Here is a 24,205-nt window from a genome sequence, read left to right as displayed (position 1 = left end):
GCAAGGGCTCACCCATGTGAACAAGGCTATTTACGTCTGTAGACGTTTTTATTTACAATTGATAGCCTGTTTGTTCACACGGGTGAGCCCTTGACAACTACTAAGCAAAGATACATAAATAATAAGGCAAATGCAAATAATATGCAGGTATTTATCGGATAAAATGCTTGTTTACCGGAGGATAAAAGCGTATCTTTACAGGAATTAAATATGTAGATGTGATTGTAGAAAAAATAGACAAAAATAGGATGAAAGTTACTTTAATCAGACAAGACAACGGGAGCGGAAAAGAAACTCTTAGTATTTGTGAGACAGGCACACTATTCGACAAAATGAAGACGGAAACCAAAGCGGGACATATCACGGCTTTGCGGGAGATTATACCGTTGCTGGAAGGTACGTATGCCCGATACGAACATATTGATAAATTGCCATACATTTATTCTGCTGTGGAATATACCCGTACCAAAGAGGGCGAACGGAAAATGAAGCAGTACAACGGTTTGGTACAGTTGGAAGTGAGCCGGTTGGCCGGTGGCTCGGAAGCGGAGTTTGTGAAACGGCAAGCGGCACTTCTGCCACAGACTTTTGCCGCTTTTTGTGGCTCCAGCGGGCGTAGCGTGAAAATATGGGTGCGTTTCGCTTTGCCGGATGACGGAGGGTTGCCGGTCAAGGAAGCGGAGGCGGAATTATTTCATGTTCATGCTTATTGGCTGGCTGTGAAATGTTATCAGCCGATGTTGCCTTTCGATATTGACTTGAAAGAACCGGTTTTGGCACAGAGATGCCGTATGACGCTGGACGAATCTCCTTATTATAATCCGGATGCGGTGCCGTTCTGCTTGGAACAACCGCTTATGATGCCGGGAGAAGAGACTTTCCGTCAGCGGAAACTGGGAGAGAAAAATCCGTTATTACGGTTGCAGCCGGGATATGAGTCGGCGCAAACATTCACGAAGATTTATGAAGCGGCCTTGAACAGGGCACTTCAGGAAATGGAGGATTGGAAACGTGGGGACGACTTGCAGCCTTTATTGGTTCGCCTTGCCGAGCATTGTTTCAAAGCGGGGCTTCCCGAAGAGGAAGCGATACGGCAGACGATGATTCATTATTATCGCGAAGAAGAAGAGCAGGTGATCCGTTCGATATTGCATAATCTTTATCAGGAATGTAAGGGATTCGGCAAGAAAAGCAGTATCAGTAAAGAGCAGGAGACGGCTTTTCTGTTGGAAGAGTTTATGAAACGTCGGTATGAATTCCGTTACAATACGGTGCAGGACGATTTGGAATATCGGCAGCGCGATTCTGTTCACTTTTGCTTTAAGCCGGTGGATAAACGGGTGCGCAACAGTATTGCGATCAATGCTTTGAAGGAAGGCATCAGTGCGTGGGACCGTGATGTGGATCGTTTTCTGAATTCGGAATGTGTTCCTTTGTATAATCCTGTGGAGGAATATCTTTATGAGACAGGTCGCTGGGACGGGAAGGATCGTATCCGTGCATTGGCTGGTCTGGTGCCTTGTGATAATCCGCATTGGCAGGAATTATTTTACCGCTGGTTTCTTAGTATGGTGGCGCATTGGAGGGGAGTTGATCGGCAACATGGTAATAATACTTCGCCTTTATTGGTCGGTTCGCAGGGGTATCGCAAGTCAACATTCTGTCGTATTATTCTGCCGCCGGAGTTGCGTTTCGGCTATACGGACAGTATTGATTTTAAAAGTAAACAGGAGGCGGAACGCTATTTGGGACGTTTTTTTCTGATCAATATTGATGAGTTCGATCAGATTAATGTCAGTCAGCAGGGGTTCTTGAAGCATTTGTTGCAGAAGCCTGTGGCGAATCTGCGCAAACCATACGGTAATACGATTCGGGAAATGAGGCGTTATGCTTCTTTTATCGGTACCAGCAATCAGAAAGATTTGCTTACCGATCCTAGCGGTAGCCGCCGTTTTATTTGCATCGAGGTGACGGCTCCTATTCAAACGAACGTTACCATCAATTACAAACAGCTGTATGCTCAAGCAATGGAGGCGATTTATAAAGGGGAACGTTATTGGTTGAATGATGAGGATGAAAACATATTAAAACAGACTAACCGTGAGTTTGAACAGGTGAGTCCGCTGGAACAGCTGTTCCACTGCTATCTTAATCCCGTAGAAGAGGAAATGGAAGGCGAATGGCTGACTGCCATGCAGATTTTGAATTATTTACAGACGAAAACACGGGATAAACTGGCTATTAATAAGGTAGGACAGTTTGGGCGTGCACTTCAAAAACTGAATATTCCTTGCCGTAAGTCTCGTAAAGGGACGCTTTATCATTTGATGAAAGTAGAGTAATTGATAAAGGTGGTGTGAAAGGGGGCTTTGTCAACCAAAATCAGGACGAGACAGGGTGAGGGTAACTTTTTACCCTCACCTACCCTCACTCTTACCCTCATTACTGAAAGGACGATGAATAGGGGAATGCAGGGAAAGTGTGAGGGTGTGAGAGTAAATCATGTATAAAAAATAATTGGAGATTGAATTGAGGGATAGGTTTTCCCACTTTCTGCTTTATATCACTTTGTACGAGTATGAAGGCCAATGCTGTTCCTAAGAATTGTGTGGCGATCGGCAGTCCTTGCCGGGTAATAAAGTATATTGAGAACGATTGATTGTATGGAGGAGTGGGAGGGGAGATTGTCTTTTCTATGTAAGAATAGCAAATTTCGGGTCGTTTATCAGTGATGCGTGTAGTAATTTTGCGGCATTGGAAATAAGAGTGCGAGTATAAAAACGAAAATATTATTAGCTGTTATTTCAACTGTAAATATAATAAACGTATCTTTGGAAGTATGGAAGATAAAACGAATGTGATTAAGATACAGCGTTATCATTCTCCTTGTGGTGATTTGATGCTTGGCTCGCTGGAGGATAAGCTTTGTCTTTGTGACTGGGCGGCTGAAAGTCATAGGGATATCGTAGACAGGAGATTGCGGAAAGTGCTGAAAGCTGGTTATGAGGAAAGTACGTCAGATGTGATACAGGAGGCGATGAGCCAGTTAGATGAATATTTCAATGGCGAGCGGACTGTGTTTGAGGTGCCTTTGCTTTTTGTTGGTACGGAGTTTCAGAAGAGTGTATGGTATAAGTTGTTGGAGATTCCATACGGTTCGACTGTGTCATACGGTGAGCTGGCAAAACAACTCGATTTGCCGAAAGCTGTCCGTGCTGTTGCTGCCGCTAATGGGGCGAACGCTATTTCTATTTTTGCTCCGTGCCATCGTGTCATCGGTAGTAACCGCACGCTTGTTGGGTATGGAGGCGGATTGCCTGCCAAAAAGCGGTTGCTGGATTTGGAATTAAATGGCAAACCTCTGTTATGAATGAGCAAAAAACGCTTGACTATGCACGTATTGCGCAGGCAATCGGGTATATAAGGGAGAATTTTAAAAGGCAACCTGGATTGGATGAGATTGCCGGGGAGGTGGCGTTGAGTACAGCGCATTTCCAACGTATGTTTACGGAGTGGGCGGGAATTAGCCCTAAGAAGTTCTTGCAATATACTAGTATTGAATATGCCAAGAGAATCTTGAATGAAACTCATGCGTCTTTATTCGATGCGGCACAGGAAACAGGGCTTTCCGGTACGGGCAGATTGTATGACTTGTTTGTAAATATAGAAGGGATGACGCCGGGCGAATATAAAAACGGAGGTGAAAGTCTTTCTATCAATTATAGTTTTGCCAAAAGTCCTTTCGGTGAAATCTTCATTGCGTCTACCGATAAAGGTATTTGTTGTATGGAGTTTGCAGACGATCATGACGCGGCTTTTAACTCTTTACGGAAGAAGTTTCCTAATGCAAAGTTTACCTCGATTGTGGATGAAGTGCAGCAAAATGCTTTATTTATCTTCACGCAGGACTGGAGTAAACTCAAAGAAATAAAATTGCATCTGAAAGGTACTGACTTTCAACTAAAGGTATGGGAAACCTTACTGAAAATTCCTGTCGGTGGCTTGACTACTTACGGAGATATAGCCGTAGGAATCAATAATCCGAGAGCTTGCCGGGCTGTTGGAACGGCTGTCGGTGAGAATCCCGTAGCTTTCCTTATTCCGTGTCATCGGGTCATTCGTGCTTCCGGTGAGTTGGGAAATTACCATTGGGGAGAGATTCGCAAGACTGCAATGATTGGTTGGGAGGCTGCAAAAGGTGAGGTAAAGAGGGGATTATAGGGAAGAATGAAGGTGATTTTAGCTCATGTTTTTTTTAGGGCAATGCTGTTTCTTATATTATTAATATATAACTAATTTGATTATGAAATTATTGGTATTCCTTGCTAAAGGGTTTGAAACGATTGAGTTTAGTGCTTTTATAGATGTTATGGGATGGGCAAAGACGGATTTTGATTGTAAAATAGATGTTGTGACCTGTGGTTTGAATCAAAAAGTGATTAGTTCTTTCAATGTTCCTGTTTTGGTGGATAAAGTCATGGATGAAGTGTCTGCAGATGGATATGACGCGCTTGCGATACCCGGCGGATTTGAAGAATTCGGATTCTATGAGGAGGCATATAATGAACAACTTCTGGAATTGATACGACTGTTTGACTCACAAAAGAAATGGATCGCAACAGTCTGCGTGGGAGCTTTGCCTGTTGGGAAAAGTGGAGTGTTGAACGGTCGGAAAGCAACAACTTATCATCTTAGAGGTGCTCATAAACAGAAAGTGCTTCAGGGATTTGGAGCAACTATCGTAAATTCTCCCATCGTGGTGGATGATAATATCATAACTTCTTATTGTCCTCAAACATCATACGGGGTTGCATTGCTTTTATTAGAGAAGTTGACCTCTCATAAAGAAATGGTTTTAGTGAAAGATGCTATGGGATTTTAATAAGTTGCATTTAAGCACTGCACTCGGTTTTGAGTTCGCTATGGATGATGCTTCTCACTGCTTTTTCATGTTTGAATAAATAATAATAAGTGCTTGCGGTAAGAAAAGCCAGAAACCGGATATTGGTTCGACTATGCAACCGATTATGGTGAACAGTAGAATGAAGTAACCTAAAAATAAAGGTGCCGGTTTTTGTTCTTTTCTGATATAGTATTGAAGTGTCTCTCCCCAAAGAATAAGTATTATTCCGCAGATTAGGAACCAGAAAGCAAAGCCCAGGTTATGATTTTCTCCAATAGAGTCTATTAATCCATTGTTAAGCATTTCCGTAAAAGCTTCTTTTCCAAGAAATAACGCATAAATGGTATGAATGACTCCTGTTGCTGTTAAAAGTGTTCCACTATATTTCCAAAGTTTCATGTTCTTGCCTTTTTAGTATTTTATTGGGATGTACATTTCTACAGAATTTGAAATTTAATCCGTTTCAACATATCATCCGGTTCTTAATAAATTGCTCAACAACGCAAATATAAGCAATTATGTACGATTCCCAACGTATGATTTCGACATTTGTGTTTGTTTTAGATTCTTTATAATTGGTCATTCGTTTTCTTGTTGTGATACCTGTGGGCATGAGTTGCTTTATAAATATCCTTTAGTTCTTCTTTATTGTATTGAAAATTATATCTTTGTATTTCAAATAGTTGGATTTATGGAGTTTATAAAAGAGGCTGGCGTCTCACCACAAAAAGTATGGATATTAAGAATGATAAGATCACAATAAAGCCTTTGCGTGATAAGGATGTAGACATTTTCAGTAAATGGTTGGCTAAAGAATATATTTATAAATGGTTTTGCCCTGACGGAGAAGAACATAAAATGGCTTGGTTGGATGAGGTAAATAATAGAAATACCCAATATCATTATATGAAACATTTCATTGTTTATTATAATGATAAAGCCATTGGCTTTTGTTTGTATTTGGATTGTTTTTTTGAAAAAGAATATATACCGGAACATTACGGAAAAACTGTCGATGAGAAAGGGACAGTCTTTGAAATAGGTTATCTCATAGGCGAAGAGGAATATTTGGGTAAGGGCATCGGGAAGATTATTGTAAAGAAGCTGATCGGGGAAATTGCCGAAATAGGAGGGAAAGAGATATTGGCTGACCCTGATGAGGCTAATGTTTTATCCATAAGAACATTGTTAAGTAATGGATTCGTAAAAGTAAAAGATTGCGATTATAGGTATTGTCTTAAATAGATAAGAAAACTTCTTTTGAAAGAAGTTTTCTTATACGGCCATTCTATTTATTATTTGAATACAAAGTTGCTCAATAGATAACTCAAGAAGTTACCATAAATGATTATCTTTTATCTGACTTGTAAACTCATTTATAGCATCATATCTCAGCTTCGAAACGGAAGAATTTACTTTCGCTATTTTCTTCGTCAAAAATCTTTCGATGAAATTCATTTTGTCAAACTGAAACTCGCCACCTAAAATGGCTTTGGGAATCGATAATCTCTGCAAGAACTCCGGGAAAGCCTTATTCATTTCTTCCGCTTCTTGCTCTTCGTTCATACAACAGATGAATAACCCTATTACTTTTTGCTCTAATAACAGTTGATTATTGTGACAGAATTGAGTAATTTTTCGGTTTGGAGAGCCCGCATAAATGGCTGTTCCGAGAATTATTCGATCGTAAGTTCGAATATCAGGTCTCGGACACTCTTTTAATGAGATGTAGTCAACTTTATTAGTCAACTTTTCTCCGATAAGGTGTGTTACTCGCTCGGTAGTTCCATGTTTTGAATAATATATGATAGCTGTTTTCATTTTCAACAGGCATAAGCGGTTTTAAATAGCCACTAATAAGTGACATGGTTATCCTTTGTAAAGGTAGAGACTTTATTCTGACTAGCAAACAGTTTTCGATATAATTAATCTATATCTTGTTTTTCTCATATTTGAAAAGTATGTTCCCCATCTCAAAACGAGATAGGGAGCATTTCTTAATATATAATTAATGTACAGGTGCCAAGATTGATTCCATAATACCTGTACATATTGAAATTCCTACTTAATATCCCGGATTTTGATACTCGCTGCCATTGGTGATTGTTGCAGTAAATGTAGTTGAAATGGGACGTAATGCATAATTCGGGTGAAAGAATTGTGCTAAGTCCGGATGAGTATTCTCCAGATACTCCGAGTTCTTAAACATTCCTGTCCGTTTCAAGTCGTAGAAGCGGCAATATTCTCCGCAAAGTTCACGGCCTCTTTCGTCTAAGATATCTCGTACTGTAATACTCCCTGTAAGCGGATTTGCTCCGGCACGTTCACGAACCTTGTTGATATAACCGGCTGCATTCGCACCACCATTCAGGTAAATATCAGCTTCTGCCGCAATCAAATAAACTTCTGCCATGCGCATGATAAACGTTGCATTCAGATTACCGTTTCTCTGTTTGGAAGCATTGGCTACATAATAATTGCTGCTGTTATGCTTATTCAGTGATGGATAATAGTAGCGGAATTGGTTCTCATTTGTGCCGTCATTTTTGTAATTGCCAGTGACGTTTGTATAAGCATAATTCATGTTCACATTATTATTGTCATCACTATATACATGATGATAATCAATTAGCAAATAATCAGAAATGTGTTCTTTTTGTTTCTCTGTCGCATAATCGATGTCCTGCGGCATGATGAATTTAATGGCTAAATCACCTTTATTCAGAGCTTTGCCAATGACGGTTTCTTCCTTGTCATACATGTGGACGGCACTTTCATCCCACGTGTAATTCTTGTTCGCGTTCCACTCTGTAGTGAACGATTCATGAAATCTGGGGTCCAATGTTCCGTCTTTCTGTACATATAAACTCAATAAATGCTGTGTGGGCATAAAGATACCGGTAATTGAGCCTTCCCAAGTAAGACGTGTTTCCTGATTGTCTTCACGTGCACCGAATTTATTGATATTGCATAAGAAGTATTCGTCGTTGCGGTTCAACTTGTAGTTTCCGTTGCTTGATCCGTGACCGTCTGCTCCTGCATACCAGCGATGTTTCCAGAGAGCTTCCTTGTTTTCCCAGTTATTGCTCTCTTTAAACACTTCGCTATACGATGGATACATATACGTATTGTATTTCCCACCGCCGGTTTCGCAATCGGTAATCAATTTCTTGGCTGTATCCAGAGCTTCCTGCAAATATTCGGTGCTTCCATATTCGTACGTCTGCAAGCAGGCTTTAGCCAGAAAACCGAGAGCGGCTTTCTTCGTCGGGGTGGTAGTAGTTGCATGCGTACCTGTTGGCAACCATTCGGATGCGAATCTTAAATCGGGCAGGATTACTTCCTGATAGATAGTCATCGGATCGGTGCGGGTGGGGGAGTAAGTCAGTGTTTCCGCTGTTATCGGTTCTGTGAGCATCGTCACTGCTCCGAATTGTTCCACTGCATTGAAATAATAGACAGCTCTAAGAAAACGGGCTTCCGCAATCTTGGCATTCCGCTCCTCTTCCGTGGTGTAGGGAGGTTTGTCTCCTAATGCGATAGCTTCGTTACAGGCTCCCACACCGTCGTATGTCCCGTTCCACCAATTATTGGTGTAAGTCGTATTGGGTGATGTTCCTGCGAAAAACCAGAACCACTGTGTGTAACTTGTTGATTCGTTGGCTTTATACGTCCAAAGATCGGTGTCGCCTTCAGTCAGTGACATCCAGTCCGCAGAACCGTAGTAAAACCTTTCCATAGCAAAATAACACTGGTTAATCAGGGTTTCATATCCATCGATGGAAGTAGCCAAAGCCTCTTTGGTAAATGCGCCCGGGTTGTATTCCTCCAAGGTGCAGGAATGTAGAGATAAGGCCGAGAACAGCACACTGCAAAATATGAATTTTATATATATCCTTTTCATGATTATAATCTTTTGTTAGAATGTCAAATTAACGCCAAAAACAAATTGCCGGTAGGTAGGAAATGCATCCGAACCGTTGGTTTCGGGATCAGTATCTTTCAACTGCTTATCTTTTACAAAGATGAACGGATTGTAGGCTGTGGCATAAATACGGCATTTCTCCATTAAAACTTTGCGGGAAATATTGACGGGTAGTGTATATCCCAGCGTGATATTTTTAATCTTAATGAAGGAGCCGTCGCGCACTCTTAATGAAGGATATACGGTTTTTTGTTCGTCTCCCGTTCCGGGACGGGGGAAATAGGCTCCTTGATTATCCTCTGTCCAGTAGTCTACGCCTGCCAGTTGATTCTTGGTTACGCTCTGTTCGGCGGTATAATAACCGAGCAGGTCACTGTTGATTGTCTGTCCGTAACGTGCCATGGCAAAGACGGATAAATCAAAATTCTTGTAGGTGAAGGAGTTGCTGAGTCCGATGATCCAGTCCGGATTGGAATGTCCTAGAATTTGCCGGTCTTCCGTACTGTATTTATGCACACCTTCATCGCCTTTCTGGTCTAAGGTTTCTACCTTGATGAATCCGGGTTTTACGCCGTAGGCATCCAATGTTTCCTGTGGAGTATCGGTTCCCCAAATTCCGGTATATTTATATCCGTAAATAGCTTTAATCGGTTCACCGACAAACAGGTTTTCGGCGATCAGATCACCGTCAGGCAGATCGTCTATTTGTTCCTTGTTCCAGGTGACGGATAAAGTGGTATTCAGGTGAAATCTTTATTCCGTATGTTGTGCGAAGTGATCGTTGCTTCCACGCCTTGGTTACTGGTCTGGGCGATGTTCTGCCAGATAGCCAGAGGCGATCCCCATCCGGTCAGACCGCTGGTGATGGGCAATGTACGTTTGAATAATAATCCTTTGGTGGTTGTCTTGAACCATTCTACCGATCCGTCAATGCGACCGTTTAGGATACCGAAATCCAACCCCACATTCCAGTTGTATGACTTCTCCCAGCCGAGATCGGAACTACCGTAGGTACCGGAGTATTGCGTGAAAGGAACAATCTTCCCATTAATGGAAATTCCCGAAGCGGCATATACGTATGCTTGTGTTGTGGTGCTGTATGCGGTGGTTCCTCCCGAGTTACCCGTGATGCCGTAGCTCACTCTCAATTTCAGGTTGTCCAGCCAACTACGTGTCTTTTCCATAAATGCTTCGTCCGATATTCTCCACGCCAGTGCGCCTGCGGGGAAAGCATCCCATTTATGTCCGGTGGAGAATTGTGAAACACCGTCCCAACGGGTCGAGAAGTTAAATAGGTATTTACCCTTGTATGAATAGTTCAGACGGAAGGCAAAAGACATTTTCTGCGTCTGTGCGAAGTCGGATTCTACATGTTGGGAAGTGCCCGATGTCAGTCGCCAGAAAGACCATTGATCTACCATCTGACCGCTGGCGGCAGCCATGCTACTTTCCGACTGGTTCTTATTCCAGGAAGTAATCAGTGAACCTCCCAGATTATGGTCTTTTGCGATGGTTGTGTTGTAAGCGAGAATATTCTCCCAAGTGTAATTCCAGGCATTGTTGTTGGTGATGGAAGCATGCGGTGAACCTGCATAAGACGGACGGTTGGCATTGCACTTCTCTCCCCAGTATTGCCCGTGGCGTGAGTGATTCAAAGTACCATTGACACGACTGGTAAAAGTCAGGTCTTTGATGGGAGTTAGTTCGACATAGCCACTCATGTTCAGATAGGTGGAACGTGTGTTGTCTACATACTGATTCTCTATGAAATCACTCATCGGGGAATATTGTCCCGTGATGTATTCGTGATTGATCTCCCCTTCTTCGGTATAAGCATCACCCAGCGGGATGGCGGAGAGAGATTTGGTGAATGTGTTTTTCACACCGGAGTTCAAGTCCCGGTAGACTAAATTGGAGGTAAAGCCCACCTTTGCCCATGAAAATATCTGTTGATCCAGGTTGAGGCGTAACGAATATCTGTTCAGATTTTCGTTATTAAGTAAACCTTCTTCCCGATTGTAGGAAGTCGAAGCAAATAATTTTGTCTTTTCAGTGCCACTGCTGACCGAAAGACTGTATTTCTGTGTGGTAGCCGTGTTGCCCGACACTTCATCTATCCAGTCTATCCATTTGCCGTCGTTGTATGCATCTATAAAATCCTGTTTCCCCAGTAGGGCGGACATATCGGTAGGATAGTCACCGTTTTTATATTTATAGGCTTCTTGCTGGTAGGTGACCCATTCATCCCGCGTCATTCCATGCCTGTAGTTAGGTGAACCGCTGAATCCGTAATAAGCATCGAAGTTTACGGTCGCTTTTCCCTCTTTTCCTCTTTTTGTGGTGATGATGACAACACCGTTTGCTCCTGCAGAACCATAAATGGCGGTGGAAGAAGCATCTTTCAATACATCTACACTCTCAATATCCGACGGGCTGACCTGGCTATAGCTGCCGGGGATTCCATCGATAATAAACAATGGTTCGTTGCTGCCATAAATAGATCGTGAACCACGTAACAGGATAGTGACATCACCTCCTACCTGTCCCGAAGTTTTGGTGATATCCATTCCGGGTATCTTGCCTTGAAGGGCTTCCATCACATTATTGGTAGGAGCGGCCAGTACTTCCGCACTTTTGACGGAGGTTACTGCCCCCGTCAAATCCCGTTTTTTGACCGATCCGTATCCTACCACCACTACTTCATCAATCAGTCTGGCATCTTCCGTCAGTATGATTTCCAGCTTGTTCTTGTTGCGTGTATTGACTTCCTGCTCCGTGTATCCCATATAAGATACCTTTAATATTGCATTGGGCGATACGTGCAGTGTGAACAGTCCGTCTACATTCGTAATCGTCCCGTTGCTGGTACCTTTTTCAACGATATTCGCTCCGATAATCGTCTCTCCTTGAGAGTTTTTCACTATACCCGAGATCGTTCTGCTCTGTTGGCAATAAGCCCGTGTTGATCCAAGTATCGATAATGAACCTATTAATAGGAATAATAGGTAAAAATTCATTCTATAAACAGTCTTTAGGGAATTATTCCACCCTATGTTTGTTTTATCAGAAAATGATTTCATGCTTTTTGTTTAATTGTATGTTTACTAATTTGTTTTTGGATAGCTAAATTTTCGGCCGATTTAAAGCTATGTCTCGATTGTAACGACTTTACTTACCCCATAGGCTATTAGATTTTATTGGTTTAATGATGATTGTTCAGAATGTCAATTGCACATCCTTCTGCACTGTTTTAAATGTGGCGCCACGATTCATGTCAGCTAAAAACTGACAGGGCAAAATTATGCATATAGAACTGGGGATTGAAAAATATAGAGTTGACTTTTATCAGAACTGAGTTGTTTCTTACTACCTGTTGTATATTTGATTTTATAAAGTAATATTGTTGTTGATTAAACCTTTACCCGTCGTAAACTTTACGGTAGTAAAGTTTTAGAAGTAGATAAAATGATAAAGACTGGGATAAAATAGATCTAATTAGGTTATATTTAAAAGAGAAACAGATAGAAAGCTGTCTTTTTCAAAGGGCGATATGTAGTTGCGAATTTTATTTTCATTATCTTTGTCTCAATGTATTTACTAAAGCAACAATGATATGGATATTAAAGTAAAAGACAAGGTGAATCAAAGGCATGTCGGTCGCAATCTGCAAAGAATCCGTGTGTATCTGGGTATGAAACAGGAAGCGTTGGCTTCTGATCTGGGTGTTAGTCAGCAGGAGATCTCGAAAATAGAGAAACAAGATGAAATAGAAGACGGACTGTTGACAAAAATAGCTGAAGTCTTGGGAATATCTACTGATGTCATCAAGGATTTTGATGTTGAAAAAGCCATTTGTAATATTAATAATTATAAAGATGCTACCATTTCTCCGGGAGCAATTGCTACTGTTTATGCTCATAACCAACAGATTAATCCTATTGAAAAGGTGGTTGAACTGTATGAACGCTTGTTGAAAAGTGAACAAGAGAAAATAGAGATTCTAAGAGAGTGCATAAAGCAGGGAAAATAATCAACAGACTGGAATATGGAAACGGAAAAGTACACAAATACAATTCATCTGGGAAGAAAAATTGAACGGGTGCGTCGGCTTCGGGGAATGACTCAAGCGGAACTCGGTGATTTGTTAGGTATAACGAAACAGGCTGTTTCGAAAATAGAACAAACAGAGAAGTTTGACGATGAACGGTTAGGTGAGATTGCTTCAGCACTAGGCGTTACTGTAGATGGGCTGAAGAGTTTTAATGAAGAGACAATCCTGTATAATACGAATAACTTCTACGAGAATTGTGGTGTTAAAAGTGCTGTCAGTAATACAGGCAATAATCAGACCTTTAATAGTTTTCCTGTTGAACAGGTAATTGAGATTTTCGAAAAGCTGTTGGATAAACAAAAGGAACAATTTGAAACTTTAAAAAAAGAGAAGAAATAAATATCTCCAAGATATTGAATTTTATCAGTAGTAGTTATATTCCTGATACAATGATAGCTGAATTGATTTCCTCAAAAAACAAGGAAATAGATTGGTTGAAAGAAGAAATAAAGTTTTTAAGAGGGGAAAATGAAAAACTGTTGCTGATTGTGGGTGAAAAGATATGAGATGATGTTATCATAATTATGTGATACACTTCTGTCTGTTGTTTATATGGGTAGTTATCACCTTTATGTTGTAAGCATAACTAAGATCTGATTGAGACTTTATAAATAATATTTTTTACTGTAAATGTTGAGGTATCCAAACTCTTTTTAATTCAAGGAGTTTGGATGCTATTTTTAAGTTTACTGCATTATGGTGTAGTATTCATAATACAAAAGCAAATATTTCGGGTGACAAGATGATATCTTTTATCTTTTTCTTTGAAAAAAAATATCACAAACTTTTATTTGAAGACTAATTTAGTTATTCTGCGTTCTTATTACTTTTTGTATCATTAGTATGATCCATACAGATATAACAAAGGGAGCGGTTAAGGTAGTGATACCCAAACTCATTCCTAGAATCTGTAATACGGTGGACAGTAAGACAGAGCATCCTGCCCATACGCCACTTTCCCAGCCCGTTCCTCCTAAAGCTATTGCACATAATACCCCATTATAGCCCATTAATCCGGCATTTAAGTCTGTAGCATCCACTTCAAGTAAAATGGCTAGGGGAATAGGAAGAAGTGCTCCCAAGATAGTATAGAGACTTGCCTTTCGAGAATTAATCAAAATGCCTATAAGGAAACATAATCCGGATAGAATTGTATTTCCCTGAAACATGACTTGCCCTATACCTAAGCAGAAGGCTTGGAAATAATTAATATTCTGTGTGGTATCAATAACCGTATAGGAAACTGATAGTAAATCTGGTATAAGCCAGCTGCAAACTCCCAACATTCCCCATACAGCAAGAATGAAAGGAGCAGTAAAGCCAGGAATTAAACGTTGCTGATTAAAAAAATAGGCAATCCATGTGGAAAGGGCCGAAGCGATAATCAACATGATTAAACTTCCTACCGATAATTGTAGAAATACGCCAACTGCTATACCTACTAAAGTTCCATTAAATCCGTATAATCCATTTTTAATATCATCATACTTATATCCCGAAAAATGGGCTGTCAGTGTACTTATTATATTACCGCAGACTGCTAGTATTCCCATTTGCCATGAGTTTAGAAATATTCCAATTAGCATGAATAATCCGGATAACGCATTATTCTGAAACATCACTTGTCCTATTCCACGTCCCAGAATAAGTAATAAATTGTGTATAAAGACCATTTGTATAAAAGATTGACTGATAAAATGATGACAAAAGTACAACCTTCTATTGAAAATAGCAATATCAAGAGATGGAGAATTAGAAAAGTGTAAAGAGATGTGGAATTATCATGTACGGTCAATTCACTAATTATTGTGCTAAGCATAATATTCATGACTATGTTAATGATTTACTTATAGGGGATGAATCTCGTTTTGATTGGACAGGAATAGATTTAATAGTTCCTTATTGGCCTTACTGTTAATTGAAAGTTCTCTGTTTTTTTGGAAAACATCCAAAGAACTGGAACATTCACCGCAGATATCTACTCCGATAATTTCTTCTTTTTTTAGAATGATGGAGAGGAGTTTCTCCAATTCGGTCAGTGATAGGGAACCCTGATCCCAATTGGTTACTGCTGATTTTATGTCCAATACATCTTTGTCCACTGATATATAGACAGGCTCATTCAGATGTTCATGAGAGAATCTGTTCCATCCTTCTTCGTGAGAAAGTTCTGTTTCGCTATAAAACTTTAATTTTTCTCCATAATTGGGATGCAGTGCTTTGATCAACTTTTCAGCAGCACCGACGATACATACTTTTTGAAGATAAGGATTTGTATCCAATACTTTTTTCACCCAACATCCGCATGACATTAGATTGTCAAATAAGGAAGGTTGCATATCTGGATGATGATCAAAGACAACTAGTGAGAATGGGGTCTTTATTTTATCCGTCCAAAATTTACTGATATAATGATAGTTACCGGAATCAATGAAATGTATTCCTTCAGGTAAGTAGGGGGCCATTCTTTGTCTAATGACTTTGGCTGCTTCTGCATCACAGTAGCAGTTGGTTCCGTTTAGGTCGGTACAATCTATCCACTGGAAATGGATGTCGTTTATAAATCTTTCCTGCTCATAGACATGAGTGAAATTCATAAGAATAATGTTCGGTTTCATTGTTCTTTATCTTTTATTGAATAACCTTTGAAACTTGTCATGTATAAAAGCGGAGTGTGTCAAAACGCAGATTAACGCAAATTATCGCAGATTATTTCAATTATATTTATATATTAATCAACGATTTATGAAATTATTTCTGCGATAATTTGCGTTTTATTATTCATTATGACACACCTCCCTTTTTTTTAAAACCATCGGACGTAACAAAAATCTTGTCTATGTGGTAATAGATTATTTTTGGGATACATGCGGAAAGCCTGTTTGAAACTTCCGGCATTAAAAATTTGAGATGTCCCCTTGAAGGTATATAGATTCCCGTCTTTGGAAACTAGTGGAAGAGGTATGACTTCATAGATATGATCTTGACCACTTTCATGCTGAATAATGACCAATTCAATTCCAATTGCATCATCCAGACCTTTCTCATCGACAACAACTGTTACTTCATATTCCTTTCCGGCTTCGATTGTCGCATCCAACCCGTTTCCGGCTTTTATGGATTTGATTTCAATGGAATCCCACCTGTTTCGGACAGCGGTTTTCCAGTCAGATATCATTTTGGCTTTTGCATTATTGTCAGCAGAGAGAATGTGGAAATGCTCCGACAGTTTGATATAGAATTTCTCATAGTAATCGTCCAGTTGCCTTTTCATGGTAAAACGGGGAGCTATTTGTGCGATTGAATTCTTGATGTACTTAATCCAGTTTTCCGAATACTCCTTATCTCCATGTTCATAATATGCAGGAAGAATGTCATGCTCCAATAGATAGTAAATTGCTTCGGCGTCCAGCTGGTTCTGATATTGTTCATTCTGGTAGATACTTTTGTCGGTCAGCGCCCATCCTGCATCCTTACAATAGCCTTCATACCACCAACCATCCAACACTGAGAAATTAAGTACACCGTTCATCAGTGCCTTTTCCCCTGATGTGCCTGAGGCTTCGGCCAGACGTGTGGGAGTGTTCAGCCAGATATCCACCCCTGCGATAAGATGTCTTGCCAGATCCATATCATAGTTTTCAAGAAATATGATTTTACCTAGGAATTCAGGACGCCGGGATATTTCCACAATCTGCCTGATTAGTCCCTGGCCGGCACCGTCACTGGGATGAGCCTTCCCTGTAAAGATGAATTGTACCGGATATTTCGGATTGTTCACTATTTTAGCCAGGCGGTCGATATCGGTAAACAAAAGATGCGCCCTTTTATATGTAGCAAAACGTCGTCCGAAACCAATCAGAAGGGCATTCGGGTTAAACTTCTCAAAAATGGAAATGGTTAATGACGGATCGATCTGGCTTCTAAGCCAGTCTTTGCTGCATTTTCTTTTGATATAATCTATCAGTTTGGTTTTTAGTTTCAGGCGGGTATTCCATATTTCTTCGTCCGGAATGTCGTAGACAGCTTCCCAGATTTTTTGATTGGACTGGTCATGAATAAAGCTCTCATCAAAATTGTCTTTGAAAAGCTTTTCCCATTCGGTGGCGCACCAAGTAGGGAAATGTACGCCATTAGTCACATAGCCCACATGATTCTCTTCCGGGAAGTAGCCTTTCCAGATAGGAGCGAACATTTCCTGTGACACAGTTTTATGCAACAGGCTGACTCCGTTTACTTCCTGGCTGGTTTTACAGGCGAATACAGACATACAGAAACGTTCTCCTTTGTCTCCCGGATTATGGCGTCCGAGATCCATCAGGTTATTCCAGGTTATGCCCAGTTTGTCGGGATACCCTTTCATGTATTTGTTGAAAAGTCCCTCGTCAAAATAATCATGGCCGGCGGGTACAGGTGTATGTACGGTATAAAGAGAAGAAGCGCGTACTAATTCCATCGCTTGGCCGAAATCCAGACCACCGGCTATATAATCACATAACCGCTGAATGTTGATTAATGCGGCATGGCCTTCATTGCAGTGATATACGTCTTTTTCTATACCCAAAGCTTTCAGTGTCATCATGCCGCCTATACCGAGTAAAATCTCCTGTTTCAGCCGGTTCTCCCAGTCACCGCCATACAGATGGTGGGTAATTGGACGGTCAAACTCGCTATTGAGTTCATTGTCCGTGTCCAGTAGATAAAGGGGGATTCTTCCTACATTGACTCTCCAGACATTGGCATGTACAATAAAGCTGTCGGCGTAGGGAATGTGGATTACCAGCTGTTTTCCATCTGGTTGCATCACTTTTTCGATTGGGAGCTGTCCGAAATTCTGTGCTTCATAATTGGCAATCTGCTGCCCGTCCATGGAAAGAGACTGGTCAAAGTAGCCATAACGGTACAACAGTCCTACGGCACAAAGGTCAACGTTGCTGTCTGATGCCTCTTTCAGGTAATCGCCCGCAAGTATTCCAAGACCACCGGAATATATTTTGAGGACCTTGTCTAAGCCGTATTCCATACTGAAATAGGCTACTGACGGACGTTTATGATCTGGAACTACATTAATGTATTCCTTGAAAGCAGTATAGACGGTATTCATCTTGCGGATAAAAAACTCATCATGTGCCAGTGTTACCAGCTTCTCATAATTCATCCGCTCCAGGAACAATATCGGATTTTGCTCCGTTTCTTCCCAAAGCTCCGGATCTAGGTCGCAATACATACTTTTGGCGTCATCATTCCATGTCCACCATAGATTACGTGCTATTTCCGCAAGTTTTCCCAATTCCATGGGAAGATGTGAACCGACTGTAATTTCCCTCCATTGAGGAGTGTTTACATTATAACTTGGATATTCCATAACATTGTACATTAAATAGTTTATATTTCCTTGTTTATTTTATAATAGGGCATTATCCATACCGGATAAAACTTTGTAGTTTCCCGATGATGATACAGTCCGGTATGTCTGCCTCCCGGAGTGTCTTTCCAAGCAGTGGTGAATTAATAACTTTATATGGACAGCTCGTTAAGTACCCGAATCAGGCTTTTGTCAATAGGCTTGTCATTTTTGATTGCTTGTGCAAAAGGAACATAGACAATTTCATTGTTCCGTATGCCTATCATCACATTCTGTTGGTCTTCCATCAGAGCCTGGATGGCTGCTTCTCCTAATCGGCTTGCCAGTATACGGTCGTTGGCACTTGGAGCCCCACCGCGTTGCAGATGTCCCAGAATGGAAACTCTTACATCATATTCAGGATATTCCTTTTTTACCCGGTCGGCATAGTACATGGCACCTCCATTTTTATTTTGGGGACTTTCGGTCACAATGACGATACTGCTGTTTTTTGTTTTTCTGAATCCACGTCCGATAAATGTCTCCAGCTGGTCCACATCCGTTTTGTCCTCCGGAATAATGGCAGCTTCAGCCCCTGAAGCAATCGCACTGTTCTGGGCCAGGAAGCCCGCATCACGTCCCATCACCTCGACAAAGAAAATGCGGTCGTGTGAGGTTGCGGTGTCTCTTATTTTATCTACACATTCAACAATTGTATTTAATGCCGTGTCGTATCCTATGGTGAAATCAGTACCATATAAATCATTGTCAATCGTACCGGGTAGTCCTATACATGTCACGTTATACTCTTCGGCAAAGATACGGGCTCCCGTCAGAGAACCGTCTCCACCGATAATAATCAGTGCACTGATATTTTCTTTTTGTATAACTTCATAGGCTTTCTTACGTCCTTCCGGAGTGGTAAAAGCTTCGGAACGCGCTGTTTTCAGTATAGTACCTCCCCTTTGAATAATACTGCTCACGTCTTCTGTTGTGAGTTCCTTTACTTCACCGGCAATCAGTCCTTCGTATCCCCTATAAATTCCCTTTATTTTAAAGCCGTTGAAGATGGCGGTACGGGTTACGGCGCGGATCGCTGCATTCATTCCTGACGCATCCCCTCCGGAAGTCAGGATTCCAATATACTTGTTATTCATAATTCATTTTTATACAATTATTAGACAAAATCAGAAAGTAACTGCTTTAATTTTTTCCTACTATGAAAGATACGGCTTTTTATTGTACCTAGCGACACTCCTGTTTCTTGAGCTATTTCCCGATATTTGAATCCGGATATATACAACATAAAAGCGTTGTAATGTTCTTTAGGTAGTGTTTTAAGGGCTGCCCTTATCTCCTTGGCATCTTGACTATTGTCTATGAAAGCAAAAGAGTCATCTCTTAGCAGGAAATGATAGTCGGGTTCGGATAATATATATAAGTCTCCCTGGCTTTTTTTTATCCGGTAGTTATTTATAAAAGCGTTACGCATAATGATATACATCCAGCCTTTAAAATTTGTTCCAGGATCAAATTTATCCTTATTATCCAGAGCTTTCAACATTGTTTCCTGCAATAAATCCTCAGCATCGTGTTTGTCAGCTGTCAATTTATATGCAAAACCTAGCAGATCACTTTGCAGAGCTATTAATGCTTCATCAAAATTGAATGTTTTCATTATAGTGATTTGAGGTTCAAAGGTTTATATCAAGGCATCCCCCTAAATATAAGGAACGCCTTGGGTAAAGTTTAGCTAAGATATCTTATTTGATATCAATAGTTCTGGTTATCTTCTGAACTTCTTTGTCCACTGTTTTGGGAATATCTATAGACAGAATCCCATGTTCTACCTTGGCTGTAATCTTATCTTTTTCAACATTGTCCGGCAGTATGATACTTTGTTGGAATTTGGAATAAGAGAATTCACGGCGTAGGTATTTTTTGTCTTTTTTCTCCTCATTCTTCTCTTCCTTCTTTTCCATGCAGATTACTAGATTGTTGTTTTCATCCACATTAACGGTGAAGTCATTTTTTGTCATTCCCGGAGCTGCCAATTGGATTTTATAGTCCTTTTCATTTTCAATTACATTAATAGCGGGGGCTGTTGCATTTGCCTTCATCATCCACTCATTGTTAAAGAAATCATTAAAAATACTTGGTAACCAATTCTGGTTCATTTTTGTAGGTACCATTTTTACCTCCTTTTTTAGTTAATAATTAAAGTTTAGAAAATATGTCTGGCTGCTTGACAGAACTTTTATTGTTTAGTCATTCCTTGTTTTGCTACAGCTTCCGTCCGTTTACGTATCTCTTCCGGATCACCGAGAAAATAGTCTTTGACAAGAGCCAGCCGGTTGTCGAATTCAAAAACGTAAGGAACTGCTGTAGGCAGGTTCAGGTTGGAAATGTCTGTATCGGATATTTCCTTGAGATGCTTGATGATTCCACGCAGGCTGTTGCCATGGGCAACTACCAGCAGGTTATCCTTACATGTCAATGTGGGAAAGATGATGCATTTCCAATAAGGCATTACACGCTCAATGGCATCTTTCAAGGATTCCGTACGTGGAAGTTCCATATCCGGGACATCTGCATAACGTATGTCTTTACTCGGATTGCGCGAATCGTCCTCTCCCAATGCTGCAGGAGCTATATCATAACTTCTCCGCCAGGTGTGTACTTGTTCTTCACCATATTGGGCAGCCGTCTCACTTTTGTTAAGTCCCTGAAGTATGCCGTAATGTTTCTCATTCAACCTCCATGTCTTTTCGACGGGAATCCAGCTCTCATTCAGGCGGTCCAGAACGTAGTCCAGCGTTTTTATAGCACGTTTTAAGTAAGAAGTGTAGGCAATCTCAAAAGAAAATCCGGCTTCTCGTAATGTATCGCCTGCTTTGCAGGCTTCTACAACGCCTTTTTCACTTAAATCAACATCTGTCCACCCGGTGAAGCGGTTTTCTTGGTTCCATAGGCTCTCACCATGACGTAATAATACTATTCTTTTCATGGACGACCTGTCTTTATGCAATGGTTATTGAAGAATCCAAATATACATCCTGTATGGTGCTCAATAGCTGGACCCCATCTTTCATTGGTTTTTGGAAGGCTTTCCGACCACTAATCAACCCCATACCGCCAGCACGTTTGTTCACTACTGCTGTAACAACAGCATCATGCAGGTCGGATTCTCCATGAGATTCACCACCCGAGTTGATTAGTCCGACGCGTCCCATATAGCCGTTAGCTACCTGATAACGGCAAAGGTCTATCGGGTGGTCAGTTGTCAGCTCTGTATACATGCGCTCATTTGTTTTTCCGAAGCCGATGGCTTTGAAGCCACCATTATTGGACGGAAGTTTTTGTTTTACGATGTCAGCCTTGATCGTTACTCCGATATGGTTGGCTTGGCCTGTCAGGTCGGCTGCAGCGTGATAGTCGGTTCCGTCTTTCTTAAAACCGCTGTTTCTCAAATAACACCATAAAATGGTAGCCATTCCCAGTTCATGAGCATATTCAAAAGCTTGCGATACTTCCACTATTTGGCGGCGACTTTGCTCCGAACCGAAATAAATAGTGGCTCCAACTGCTATGGCGCCCATATTCCATGCTTCTTTTATTGTACCGAACATTACTTGGTCATAGCTATTCGGATAAGTAAGCAGTTCGTTATGATTCAATTTGACGATGAATGGAATTTTATGGGCGTATTTCCGTGCTACGGCGCCTAATACGCCGAATGTAGATGCTACGGCATTACATCCTCCTTCAATAGCCAATTTTACGATGTTCTCCGGATCAAAATAAAGTGGATTGGGAGCGAAAGATGCCCCAGCAGAATGCTCTATACCCTGGTCTACAGGTAGGATGGATACATAGCCGGTATTCGCTAAACGTCCATGTCCATATAAAGTTTGCAAACTCTCCAATGTCCGAATGTTTCTGTCCGAATTTATCCATACCTTATCTACTATATCCGGACCCGGAATATGAATCAGTTGTTTATCTATTGTCTTGCATGTATGGTTTAGGTAGTATTCAGCCTGCCCACCTAATATATCTACTGTTTTGCTCATATCATTTATCTTTTAACTATTCAGGTTTATTATTTGCATCCATCCAATTTAGCATCTATGAAAAGGATACCACTATCTCCGGCTTTCTTTAACAGGTTTACAATATTCTGTACACCGGCTTCTTCCTCTACTTGTTCCCGGACAAATTTCCACAGAAAATCCTGTGTGGCATTATCCTTTTCTTCTGAAGCTAAGTATACCAATTCGTCAATCAACTTGGAGATATGCTTTTCATGTTCCAAGGCATGTTCAAAAACTTCCAAAGAATTTCCCCATCCTTGTGGAACTACATCCACTTTGTCTACTTTCGGTGTCGCCTCACGTTTAACCATATACTCGGCAATGGTGCACGCATGTCCCACTTCTTTTGCAGATTGTTTCCGCATCCAGTTGGCCATACCTGAAAAACCTTCTTTTTTTAGATAGAAAGACATAGACAGATACAAGTTGGCAGACCATAATTCTGCTGTGATTTGTTCATTCAAAGCATTTTGTAATTTCTCACTCATAATGATTTAAATTTTTAGAGTTAATAATAATTTAATATTCTCTCTTATCTTGAAACAAGCATAAACTTGTCCCAAAATGTCGATAAAACCGGGTTATCCTATTAATAAAATATTCATGATCTATTTTATTATTGTTTATTATGTTGCAAAAAGTAGACCATACAAGGTTATATAATCTTTAATATTATGAGATGTTAAATGGAGGGACATACTGTTAGAAATAAGGTAGTCTCCGCACATTTTCTTGGGCAAGAATACGTAATAATTCCAAAAGGGCCGTACTTAGATATATTCGGTCTGAATACAGCCTGTTGATGAAAGAATTAGAGGACGCATCCACGTTTCGGCATAGTATGAGGAGTATGGAGACTAGGCGGGACATATATCGTTCATGTTCAATCAATTCGTTTAAGGCACTTACTGGAGCTTGCCATTTTGCACATCCCGTTTTATCTCATTAATTGCAACGCATCCTCCATTATGATATATCCAGCTCATCATTTGATAGACTTTGTTCATATTATCCTGAGCCTGGGTATTTAGCCAGGAGCTCAGTATCGGGAGTTGTTCACTTTCAAAATAAACCTGTAAAGACAGGTATAAGTTGGTTGACCATATTTCTGCGTTGATCAATTCATTCATGGTACTTTCTATTCGTTTATCTATCATTATTCTGAACATTAAGGTTACATAACTGATTGCGTACGTTTCTTGGTATATAAAAATTCCATTTCATAGAGGTAATCTATAAAAATGAAACTTTTAACGATAGTTTAATGATGCGACATTTTTACTGCATTGGACAAATTGTCGCATAAGGCGGAATAATAATGTCTATTTGTCACTTCCACGAGTGATAATCAATAAAATATCCAACAATTTTTCTATTCTTACAATATTATCATATATAGATTCCAAGGTCTTAGGATACAGATAAGACTTACAGTCCTGTATTTCCTTTGCCAAAGCGAGAACTTGTAACCAAAGGTCTTTTTCTGTATGGTGAGAGGAACCGCTATTATTGGCTATCATGGAGGAAGGTCTCAGAAAAATATGTTGGCATGTAATTTGTAAGATAGTGATTGTGTGTCTTGAAAAAAACAGGAATGGAAATAAACAGAATAAGAATTTCACTAAAGACAGTAACAAACGAAGAACAGAAACCGGTCGAGACAGTCGTCTTACTTTTAGAACAAGTTGCTTTCATAATGTTTATCTTCTAGTCAACTCTGTTCCCTGGAGCTGTGTTTATATATAAAGTTAAGCGTGGGAACTTTGGTATTACCGTTCAGAAGTATCCCCATACTCAACAACATATAATACACAAAGCCCCACGCCTA

General features: G+C 40.4%; 20 protein-coding genes and 2 pseudogenes. 7 read left to right on the top strand and 15 right to left on the bottom strand.

Going from position 1 to position 24,205, the window contains the following annotated elements; translation table 11 throughout:
* Positions 1 to 248 precede the first annotated feature (248 nt).
* From KQP79_RS22400 to KQP79_RS22385, 4 genes are all read left to right on the top strand, one after another.
* On the top strand, positions 249 to 2,342 hold the full coding sequence (locus KQP79_RS22400) for a BT4734/BF3469 family protein (protein ID WP_061448243.1): 2,094 nt from the start codon (positions 249 to 251) through the stop codon (positions 2,340 to 2,342).
* A gap of 497 nt (positions 2,343 to 2,839) precedes the next feature.
* Complete coding sequence (locus tag KQP79_RS22395) at positions 2,840 to 3,370, top strand: methylated-DNA--[protein]-cysteine S-methyltransferase (protein ID WP_015531337.1); 531 nt, start codon at positions 2,840 to 2,842, stop codon at positions 3,368 to 3,370.
* A complete protein-coding gene (locus tag KQP79_RS22390; protein ID WP_008777385.1) occupies positions 3,367 to 4,221 on the top strand; it encodes a methylated-DNA--[protein]-cysteine S-methyltransferase in 855 nt (284 codons plus the stop codon). The genes KQP79_RS22395 and KQP79_RS22390 overlap by 4 nt, the downstream gene beginning before the upstream one ends.
* Positions 4,222 to 4,303: 82 nt before the next feature.
* Positions 4,304 to 4,882 (top strand): DJ-1/PfpI family protein, encoded by a 579-nt coding sequence (locus KQP79_RS22385; protein WP_008777386.1) that lies wholly within the window; start codon positions 4,304 to 4,306, stop codon positions 4,880 to 4,882.
* A 54-nt stretch (positions 4,883 to 4,936) separates the two neighbouring features.
* Here the strand turns inward: KQP79_RS22385 and KQP79_RS22380 are convergent, their stop codons facing one another.
* The gene (locus tag KQP79_RS22380; protein ID WP_004309084.1) at positions 4,937 to 5,302 is read right to left on the bottom strand and encodes a DUF6463 family protein; all 366 of its coding nucleotides are present in this window, start codon (positions 5,300 to 5,302) and stop codon (positions 4,937 to 4,939) included.
* A 333-nt stretch (positions 5,303 to 5,635) separates the two neighbouring features.
* Between KQP79_RS22380 and KQP79_RS22375 the strand changes: the two genes are divergently transcribed.
* On the top strand, positions 5,636 to 6,148 hold the full coding sequence (locus tag KQP79_RS22375) for a GNAT family N-acetyltransferase (protein WP_118419174.1): 513 nt from the start codon (positions 5,636 to 5,638) through the stop codon (positions 6,146 to 6,148).
* A 90-nt stretch (positions 6,149 to 6,238) separates the two neighbouring features.
* Here KQP79_RS22375 and KQP79_RS22370 read toward each other — a convergent pair whose 3' ends face one another.
* From KQP79_RS22370 to KQP79_RS22360, 3 genes and pseudogenes are all read right to left on the bottom strand, one after another.
* Positions 6,239 to 6,724 (bottom strand): flavodoxin domain-containing protein, encoded by a 486-nt coding sequence (locus KQP79_RS22370; protein ID WP_004306452.1) that lies wholly within the window; start codon positions 6,722 to 6,724, stop codon positions 6,239 to 6,241.
* A gap of 244 nt (positions 6,725 to 6,968) precedes the next feature.
* Positions 6,969 to 8,807: a RagB/SusD family nutrient uptake outer membrane protein gene (locus KQP79_RS22365; protein ID WP_004315230.1), complete on the bottom strand. Its 1,839-nt coding sequence runs from the start codon at positions 8,805 to 8,807 to the stop codon at positions 6,969 to 6,971.
* 15 nt (positions 8,808 to 8,822) lie between these two features.
* Positions 8,823 to 11,908: pseudogene (locus KQP79_RS22360) on the bottom strand (SusC/RagA family TonB-linked outer membrane protein).
* 533 nt (positions 11,909 to 12,441) lie between these two features.
* Between KQP79_RS22360 and KQP79_RS22355 the strand changes: the two are divergent.
* Both KQP79_RS22355 and KQP79_RS22350 read left to right on the top strand, forming a co-directional pair.
* Positions 12,442 to 12,858 (top strand): helix-turn-helix domain-containing protein, encoded by a 417-nt coding sequence (locus tag KQP79_RS22355; protein WP_004306458.1) that lies wholly within the window; start codon positions 12,442 to 12,444, stop codon positions 12,856 to 12,858.
* A 15-nt stretch (positions 12,859 to 12,873) separates the two neighbouring features.
* Positions 12,874 to 13,278: a helix-turn-helix domain-containing protein gene (locus KQP79_RS22350; protein WP_004309090.1), complete on the top strand. Its 405-nt coding sequence runs from the start codon at positions 12,874 to 12,876 to the stop codon at positions 13,276 to 13,278.
* A gap of 464 nt (positions 13,279 to 13,742) precedes the next feature.
* Here KQP79_RS22350 and KQP79_RS22345 read toward each other — a convergent pair whose 3' ends face one another.
* From KQP79_RS22345 to KQP79_RS22295, 11 genes and pseudogenes are all read right to left on the bottom strand, one after another.
* A complete protein-coding gene (locus KQP79_RS22345; RefSeq protein ID WP_080558394.1) occupies positions 13,743 to 14,612 on the bottom strand; it encodes an urea transporter in 870 nt (289 codons plus the stop codon).
* Positions 14,613 to 14,786: 174 nt separating this feature from the next.
* Positions 14,787 to 15,557, bottom strand: a complete 771-nt coding sequence (locus KQP79_RS22340; protein WP_004306464.1) for an arginase family protein — start codon at positions 15,555 to 15,557, stop codon at positions 14,787 to 14,789.
* Positions 15,558 to 15,745: 188 nt separating this feature from the next.
* On the bottom strand, positions 15,746 to 18,304 hold the full coding sequence (gene glgP, locus KQP79_RS22335; protein WP_004326384.1) for an alpha-glucan family phosphorylase: 2,559 nt from the start codon (positions 18,302 to 18,304) through the stop codon (positions 15,746 to 15,748).
* Positions 18,305 to 18,456: 152 nt separating this feature from the next.
* Entirely contained in the window at positions 18,457 to 19,440 is a 984-nt protein-coding gene (pfkA, locus tag KQP79_RS22330; RefSeq protein ID WP_008777393.1) for a 6-phosphofructokinase, read from the bottom strand.
* Positions 19,441 to 19,460: 20 nt separating this feature from the next.
* On the bottom strand, positions 19,461 to 19,961 hold the full coding sequence (locus tag KQP79_RS22325) for an RNA polymerase sigma factor (protein WP_008650022.1): 501 nt from the start codon (positions 19,959 to 19,961) through the stop codon (positions 19,461 to 19,463).
* A gap of 85 nt (positions 19,962 to 20,046) precedes the next feature.
* The gene (locus KQP79_RS22320) at positions 20,047 to 20,475 is read right to left on the bottom strand and encodes an Hsp20/alpha crystallin family protein (protein ID WP_004309103.1); all 429 of its coding nucleotides are present in this window, start codon (positions 20,473 to 20,475) and stop codon (positions 20,047 to 20,049) included.
* A gap of 65 nt (positions 20,476 to 20,540) precedes the next feature.
* Positions 20,541 to 21,290, bottom strand: a complete 750-nt coding sequence (gene gpmA / locus KQP79_RS22315; protein ID WP_004309105.1) for a 2,3-diphosphoglycerate-dependent phosphoglycerate mutase — start codon at positions 21,288 to 21,290, stop codon at positions 20,541 to 20,543.
* Positions 21,291 to 21,303: 13 nt separating this feature from the next.
* Positions 21,304 to 22,356: a class I fructose-bisphosphate aldolase gene (locus tag KQP79_RS22310; protein ID WP_004309107.1), complete on the bottom strand. Its 1,053-nt coding sequence runs from the start codon at positions 22,354 to 22,356 to the stop codon at positions 21,304 to 21,306.
* A 29-nt stretch (positions 22,357 to 22,385) separates the two neighbouring features.
* Positions 22,386 to 22,865 carry a ferritin gene (locus KQP79_RS22305; protein WP_004309108.1) on the bottom strand — a complete coding sequence of 160 codons (480 nt, stop codon included), beginning with the start codon at positions 22,863 to 22,865 and terminating at the stop codon, positions 22,386 to 22,388.
* A gap of 214 nt (positions 22,866 to 23,079) precedes the next feature.
* Positions 23,080 to 23,507, bottom strand: a pseudogene (locus KQP79_RS22300) (ferritin-like domain-containing protein).
* A gap of 192 nt (positions 23,508 to 23,699) precedes the next feature.
* Positions 23,700 to 23,897 carry a hypothetical protein gene (locus KQP79_RS22295; RefSeq protein ID WP_004306485.1) on the bottom strand — a complete coding sequence of 66 codons (198 nt, stop codon included), beginning with the start codon at positions 23,895 to 23,897 and terminating at the stop codon, positions 23,700 to 23,702.
* Positions 23,898 to 24,205: the final 308 nt, after the last annotated feature.

Source organism: Bacteroides sp. DH3716P (assembly GCF_025914115.1).
Classification (GTDB): Bacteria; Bacteroidota; Bacteroidia; order Bacteroidales; family Bacteroidaceae; genus Bacteroides; species Bacteroides ovatus.
This window is presented reverse-complemented; position numbering and strand designations above follow the sequence as displayed.